The organism is Gelidibacter sp. (assembly GCF_039916245.1).
Classification (GTDB): domain Bacteria; phylum Bacteroidota; class Bacteroidia; order Flavobacteriales; family Flavobacteriaceae; genus Gelidibacter.
Genome location: NZ_JBDSLS010000166.1, coordinates 1 through 5079 on the forward strand (window position 1 = coordinate 1; position 5079 = coordinate 5079).

General features: G+C 39.3%; 5 protein-coding genes. All 5 read left to right on the forward strand.

Annotated features, from left to right (window positions below; all coding sequences use genetic code 11):
• Positions 1 to 630, forward strand: a 630-nt coding sequence (locus ABIQ28_RS08920; RefSeq protein ID WP_348036539.1) for a sialidase family protein, incomplete at its 5' end; no start/stop codon positions are given.
• A gap of 180 nt (positions 631 to 810) precedes the next feature.
• Positions 811 to 1185, forward strand: a complete 375-nt coding sequence (locus tag ABIQ28_RS08925; RefSeq protein WP_348036540.1) for a CidA/LrgA family protein — start codon at positions 811 to 813, stop codon at positions 1183 to 1185.
• The gene (locus ABIQ28_RS08930; protein ID WP_348036541.1) at positions 1178 to 1900 is read left to right on the forward strand and encodes an LrgB family protein; all 723 of its coding nucleotides are present in this window, start codon (positions 1178 to 1180) and stop codon (positions 1898 to 1900) included. The genes ABIQ28_RS08925 and ABIQ28_RS08930 overlap by 8 nt, the downstream gene beginning before the upstream one ends.
• A gap of 11 nt (positions 1901 to 1911) precedes the next feature.
• Positions 1912 to 3999, forward strand: coding sequence for a GDSL-type esterase/lipase family protein (locus ABIQ28_RS08935; RefSeq protein WP_348036542.1), 2088 nt, complete (start codon positions 1912 to 1914; stop codon positions 3997 to 3999).
• Between the two features lie 16 nt (positions 4000 to 4015).
• Positions 4016 to 5079: glycoside hydrolase family 27 protein (locus tag ABIQ28_RS08940; protein WP_348036543.1), on the forward strand; the 1064-nt coding region annotated here is incomplete at its 3' end.

A 5079-nucleotide genomic window follows, 5' to 3' on the forward strand; every position in this document is an offset into this window, starting at 1 on the left:
GAATGGCACAAGGATTTTAAATTCATTACTTCTGGAAGGGGCATTCAAACCCGTTCTGGTAAATTGTTGCACACGATGGCAAATCTGAACAGCGGACTTCATCTTTTCGGAAGTGAAGACCACGGGAAAACCTGGTTTTTTATGGACACTCCAATTCAACCCGCCGACGAATCAAAAGTGATAGAACTTGCCGATGGTACTTTGATGATCAATGCGCGTGTTAACGGTGCCGGAATGCGTTATGTGCACAGGTCAAATGACGACGGGAAAACTTGGACTACCAATCCAGCGCCAGAATTGAAAGATCCAAGTTGCAACGCTAGCATTCTTCGCTACACTTCTACTGCAGATGGTCATGACAAAAACAGACTTCTTTTTTCTAATGCTAATTCAGAGAAAGACCGTGTTAATTTGACCGTGCGTGTCAGTTATGACGAAGGAAAAACATGGACAGAAGGCAAAACCGTTTACGCTGGACCTTCGGCTTATTCGGATTTGACCATTCTTGAAAATGGCGATATCGGTGTGTTTTTTGAAAAAGATGACTACACGAAAAATTCATTTGTAAGCTTTTCTTTAGATTGGTTGACCGATGGAAAAGACGTTTATAAAAAATCTGGAAAGAAATAATTGATTCTTGATAAGACTAAAGGTCAGATTTTAGGTAAAATCATGTAATTTTAAAATTTGACTTAAGATGTAAATGACATAGGACGTATGACCTTCGTATTATGTAAAAATGGCATTCATTCCAACACTTTTTAGCCCTTCGTCCTGTGTCAATTAGATTTTTAAGCGACTGTTAATAGTATGAAAATATTGAATTTGCGCAATGATCATTTTAAAATGCTGAAAGCGTTTCTGTACATTTTTTTATTCCTTGGCTTGGGAGAGTTAATCGTTTACTTTATTGATTTCCCCGTGCCTGGGAATATTTTGGGCATGATTTTGATTTTCGTAGCACTGAAATTGAAGTTAATCAAACTCGAAACCGTAAAACCTGCCTCAGATAAACTAATTCAATATTTGATGTTGTTTTTTGTTCCCTTCGGCGTTGGACTTCTAGCGTATTTTGATTTTATAAAAGCACATTGGATTGTTCTGACTGTTGCTGCAGGATTAAGCACTTTAATAACGCTTTATGTGACCGCAATCGTGCAACAAAAACTGGAGAAGCATGACTGAGTTCTTTAAACTTCCAATTTTTGGGATCGGCATTACGTTGATTGCTTTTTTTAGTGCGCTCGCTCTAAGGAAAAAGATAAAATTTGTGCTATTCAATCCTGTTTTAATAGCCAGTGCACTCATTATTCTGTTCTTGGTGGTGTTTGATGTCAGTTTCACAGATTATAACAAAGGCGGTAAGTATTGGAGTTTTTTCTTGGGACCTGCAATCGTAGCACTTGGCGTTTTGTTTTTTGAGAAATATCAATTGATAAAACACAATATCTATCCTTTTTTATTAGCCGTTGGTTGTGGTGGCATTGTCAGTATTTTGTCCGTTTCCTTCATTGCGGTTTTTATGAATGCGCCCGATGTGCTGATTAGGTCTATGATTCCAATATCTGTCACGACCCCGATTGCTATTGAAATAACAAAAATCACTCATGGCATTCCCTCCATAACGGCAGGCGTTGTAATTGCGGTGGGAATTTTTGGAAATGCCTTTGGTCCTGCTTTTTTAGAAGCGCTCGGCATCAAAAGCAAAACGGCTATGGGCACCGCTTTGGGAACTGCAGCCCACGGCATCGGGACGGCACGCGCTATAGAAGAAGGACATTTGCCTGGTGCTTATAGCGGATTGGCCATGTGTGTCAACGGTATCCTGACCACCCTGATTGCACCTTATGTGGTCATTTGGATCGTGGGATATGTAGAGGGCAATCAATTTATAATTTAAAGAATTTTAATATGAAGTCAACTTCAAAAAACAGCAAAAGTATTCTTAGTGCCTTGATATTGCTTTTGTCCTATGCAATGGTTTCCCAAACCGTAAAAGTCGCCTGTGTTGGTGATAGCGTCACTTTCGGCGCTGGGATTGTAGATAGAGAAGAAAATTCGTATCCTCAGCAACTTCAAAACCTATTAGGATCAAATTATGAAGTTGGAAATTTTGGCTATTCTGGGGCAACCATGCTCAAAAACGGACATAAACCCTATTGGAACACGCCTGAATTTGAAAACTCTAAAAAATTCGCACCAAATATTGTCATCATTCATTTGGGTTTAAATGATCAAGGCAATAACAACTGGCCAAATCATAAAGACGAATTTGAACAGGATTATTTAGATATGATTGCGGTGTATAAGAATCTGCCGTCCAAACCCAATGTGATCATTTGCAAAATGACGCCTACTTTTTCTGGTCATCATTGGTTTGAGGAAGGCATGCGTGAAAGTTTTAAGGAAATTCAATCCAAAATAGAAGTCATCGCTCAAAAAGCACAGGTAGAAGTCATTGATTTACATGAGCCTTTGTACCGTTTTCCTGAATATTTTCCTGATAATTTGCATCCAACCAAAGAAGGTGCTAAAATTATTGCGGATAAAGTGTATAGTGCCATCACTGGAAATTACGGTGGTTTGAAACTGTCCATCCTTTATGGTGAAAACATGGTGCTGCAACGGAATGAGGCCATTCGTTTTAATGGAACGGCCAATTATAATGATGTGGTTACCGTTCAATTTAACAAGAAGACCCAAAAGGTAAAAGCTGATTTTAATGGAAATTGGAAAGTTGAGTTTCCACCCATGCCAGCTGGCGGTCCGTATCCATTGAAATTTGCAACGGCTACGAAGTCCATTGCAATAAACAAGGTCTATATTGGTGAGGTTTGGTTGGCTTCCGGGCAATCCAATATGGGTTGGAAATTACGTGATATGGAAAGTGCGACGACCGTTTTAAAAGATTCTATGAATCCGAATGTGTTTTTGTTTTCTATGACTGGGAAAACCTTATCGGGCGAAAAATTTACGGATGAGGAACTTCAAAATTCTAATGCCAATGCTTATTTCGAAAATTCAGGATGGTCGCTGGCAACGACAAGTAATCTTGGCGATTTTTCCGCAGTCGCCTATGCTTTCGCATATAATCTTCAGAAAAAATTGAATGTACCTGTTGGTATTATTAAAAATGCGATTGGGGGTTCGCCGATCCAAAGTTGGATTAGTCGGGAATCCATGGAGCAAACTCATGAAACGGTGGATTTATTGAATGATACCCGCTTAAATCCGATGGTGGATACTTGGGTGCGTGAACGGATAGAACTCAATATGGAAGATCAGCCGAAATCTAAAATAAAAGCGAGACATCCGTACCAACCGACGATTTTGTTTGATGCGGGAATTTTGCCGCTTACAGATTATAATATCAAAGGTGTGATCTGGTATCAAGGCGAATCCAATGCCGAACAGGTGGGATTGCATTCCAACTTGTTTAAGATGTTGGTCAATGATTGGCGGCGTCATTTCAATAATGCCGATTTGCCGTTCTATTATGTGCAGTTGAGCAGTATTGAAAGACCAAATTGGGGATTGTTTAGAGATTCTCAACGAAAATTATTAACAATACCACATACAGGAATGGCCGTCTCTTATGATGTTGGCAATAAAACTGATGTGCATCCAACAAAAAAATGGATTGTTGGTAAACGACTTTCAAATATCGCACTTCATAAGGATTATAATGTTGATATTGCTTTTTCAGGACCGCTTTTAGATTTTGTCAACGTGAAGGGCAGCACTTTGGAAGTCCATTTTAAGCATGGCGAAGGTTTGAAAACTACAGATAATAAGGCTGTAAAGGATGTGTTTATTGCTGGTTCTGATAAAAAATTTGTTTCTGCAAAATCTAAAATCGTCAATAATACGTTGGTCGTTTGGTCTCCGGAAATTGAAAATCCGAGATATATAAAGTATGGGTATACGTCTTATTCCGATGGGAATTTAATTAATGAATCCGGTTTGCCTGCGTCTACTTTTTCTAATAATAATGAATAATATAAAATTTAAAGTCATGAGAAGAAAAATCCTTTTTTTAATGTTTACACTTGTTTTTGTTGGCCATGGTTTTGCCCAAAAATTTGAAGGTTTGGCAATGACGCCTCCGATGGGATGGAATAGTTGGAACAGTTTTCAATGTGATGGAGTTAACGAAACCGTCATTAAAGAGATGGCCGATGCCATGGCTGAAAAAGGGTTTAAAGAGGTGGGTTATGAATATATCGTGATTGACGATTGCTGGCAAATAGGTCGTGATGACAATGGATATATAGTAGTGGATAAAGAGAAGTTTCCTTCCGGGATAAGAAATTTAGTGGAGTATGTCCATTCCAAAGGTTTGAAATTTGGGATCTATTCCGATGCAGGAACAAAAACATGCGCAGATCGCCCAGGAAGTAAAGGTTTTGAAATGAAAGATGCTGAGGTTTATGCGGAATGGGGTGTCGATTATTTAAAATACGACTGGTGTTTTACTGAAGGGCAAGATGCAAAACAATCTTACGCGCTGATGAGAGATGCCTTGCATAAAGCGGGACGACCTATTGTATTTAGTATGTGTGAATGGGGCGAAAACAAACCTTGGGAATGGGCTGAAGATGTCGCGCACCTTTGGCGAACGACTCTGGATATTGATATGCAAGGCCGATACGATGGCGATATTTGGGGAAATCATCTGGGATGGTCAGACATCGTTGACCTGCAAGTTGGTTTAGAAAAATATGCTGGTCCTGGGCATTGGAACGATCCCGATATGCTTGCCGTTGGAAATAATAATATGCCCGAAAATGAAGCAAGAGCACACTTTAGTATGTGGTGCATGTTGGCAGCGCCTTTAATGGCAGGCAACGATTTAAGATCGATGAGCGCTAGCGATCATAAAATCCTGACCAATAAAGCATTGATTGCAGTGAATCAAGATGTTTTGGGTAAGCAAGGATTTAAGATTGAAGACTTTGGTAATTTTGAAATTTGGCAAAAACCATTGTCTAACGGCGATATGGCTATCTGTTTTTTCAACCGAGACACGACGAATAAAACCTATGAGGTGGATTGGTCAAAAATTAAAATCAAGGATTT

What these genes read in the sequence shown, in the direction of transcription:
- ABIQ28_RS08925 (WP_348036540.1), top strand. Translation starts at nt 811, where the DNA reads ATGAAAATATTGAATTTGCGCAATGATCATTTTAAAATGCTGAAAGCG.
- ABIQ28_RS08930 (WP_348036541.1), top strand. Translation starts at nt 1,178, where the DNA reads ATGACTGAGTTCTTTAAACTTCCAATTTTTGGGATCGGCATTACGTTG.
- ABIQ28_RS08935 (WP_348036542.1), top strand. Translation starts at nt 1,912, where the DNA reads ATGAAGTCAACTTCAAAAAACAGCAAAAGTATTCTTAGTGCCTTGATA.